1 protein-coding gene is annotated in these 2,037 nt (G+C 61.6%); it reads left to right on the plus strand.

Features of this window, described 5'->3' with window-relative positions; translation table 11 throughout:
• The first annotated feature begins 290 nt into the window (after positions 1-290).
• The gene (locus tag N1F91_RS30855) at positions 291-1,730 is read left to right on the plus strand and encodes a DUF6880 family protein (protein WP_289997740.1); all 1,440 of its coding nucleotides are present in this window, start codon (positions 291-293) and stop codon (positions 1,728-1,730) included.
• The last annotated feature ends 307 nt before the right edge of the window (positions 1,731-2,037 follow it).

Below are 2,037 nucleotides of genomic sequence, written 5' to 3' on the forward strand. Positions count from 1 at the left end.
TCTTCCGATATCTCGGCGATCGCCTCGGCATACCCGCCCACCAGCCGATACCGCGACTCCCCGATCTCGTCAGGCAAGCCGCTCAAGCCTGATCGCCCGGAAATCTGCCCCGGTTACGCAGATAGTCAACGAACACATTGATTTTGCGAAGAAAAAGGAACTGATGCGCATTTCTGCGAAGGGCGATGATGCGCGCTCATGCGGGAAATCGACGAGCCATGCGAATCAGAGCGCGGGTTCCAGGCTCGGCTCGCCGTTGATAAAGTTGGGGGGAAAGAGATGGATTCTTAATGGCGCAGAAAACCACCCTTAACGCGAAGAACCTGGAGGCGCTCGGGGCCGATCGCCTGGCGCAGCTACTGATCGACATTTGCACCGGGAATGCAGCGGCCAAACGCAAGCTGCGGCTCGCGCTGGCGGCTGCGCAAAGCCCCAGGGAAGCCGCGCGGGAAATCACCAAGCGATTGACCAGCATTGCCCGCGCCAGAGGCTTCATCAACTGGAAGAACCGCAAGAAGCTGGTCGACGATCTCGAGACCCAGCGGCGCGCCATCGTCGAGCAAATCGCCCCGGCCGATCCGGGAGAGGCGTTGACGCTGATGTGGCGGTTCATGGGACTGGCGACGTCGGTGTTCGAACGCTGCGACGACAGCAGCGGAACCGTCATCGGCATCTTCCACCAAGGATGCAACGATTTTGGCGAGATCGCTCTGGCGGCACGGTCGCGCCCTGGGGCTTTGGCCGAAGAAATCCTTCAGGCGTTGCAGGACAACGGCTACGGCCAGTACGACGAATTGATCGCCATCATGTCGCCGGCACTGGGCGAGGATGGGCTGTCGAAACTGAAGGCGTTGGTGGAGGCGCTTGGACGTGCGCCGGTGCCAGTCCCGCCCAAGGACCAATGGACTGCTGTGGGCTGGAGCCTGAAGGGCCCAATCTATGAGCACGAGAAGCTGGAACTGGAGCGCCGGCGCACGGTCTCCATGGCGCTCAAGGACATCGCCGATGCGCAGGGCGACGTCGACGGCTTCATCAAACAATATGATGCCAAGACTCGCAAGGTGCCGAAGGTCGCCGCTGAGATTGCGCAGCGGCTTCTGGCGGCCGGCAGGGCAGGCGACGCGCTCGGCTTTCTCGAACGTGCTGAAGTGGACAGGGACCGCCCGATCCCTGCCGAGTGGCAGGATGCTCGCCTTGAGGTGCTGGAGGCGCTGGGGCGCGGTGAGGAGGCGCAGATCTTCCGCTGGGCATGCTTTGAGCGCGAGCTGTCGGTCGAGCACCTGCGCGCATTCTTGAAGCGGCTTCCCGATTTCGACGATATCGAAGCCGAGGAACGGGCGATGGACCATGCGATGACGTACCAGAGCCTGCTGGCGGCCCTTCAGTTCTTTCTCGCCTGGCCGGCGCTGCGGCGCGCCGCCGATCTTCTCATACAGCGCCATGGCGAACTCGACGGCGATCGCTACGAGTATCTTTCGCCCGCAGCCGAGGCCTTGTCGGAACGCCACCCCTTGGCCGCAACGCTGGCGCTGCGGGCGATGATCGACTTCACCCTGACCAATGCCAGGTCGAAGCGCTACGGCTATGCCGCGCAACATCTTGGCACCTGTTCCTACCTCGCCCGGAGCATCGAGGACTTTGGGACGTTCGAGACCCACGACGCTTATCTCGCCCGGCTGAAGGCCCAGCACGGACGCAAGTTTGGTTTCTGGTCGATGATCGACGCATGATTGCTATGCTACCAGACGCATCAAGCCGAGCTCGTGTGGAAGCATGGTGGCAGCAAGAGGGAGAGGTTCGCGGCGGTTTCTTGAGAATTCCTGCGCATGTCGGTTCGAGCACAGGCGCCGCGAAGTGGCGGAAATGTCGAAGCAAAACGCAGTCCGGCGAAATCGTTCATGATCTGTTCGATACGACTCATAACCTGAAGGTCGCAGGTTCAAATCCTGCCCCCGCAACCAAAATCCCGAACGATATCAAACACATGAACGCCGCCCTCCGGGGCGGCGTTTGCGTTTGAGCCATCCGTGGAAGCAC

Origin of the sequence: Aquibium sp. ELW1220, from assembly GCF_030398385.1 — a bacterium.
GTDB lineage: Bacteria > Pseudomonadota > Alphaproteobacteria > Rhizobiales > Rhizobiaceae > Aquibium.

What these genes read in the sequence shown, in the direction of transcription:
- N1F91_RS30855 (WP_289997740.1), top strand. Translation starts at nt 291, where the DNA reads ATGGCGCAGAAAACCACCCTTAACGCGAAGAACCTGGAGGCGCTCGGG.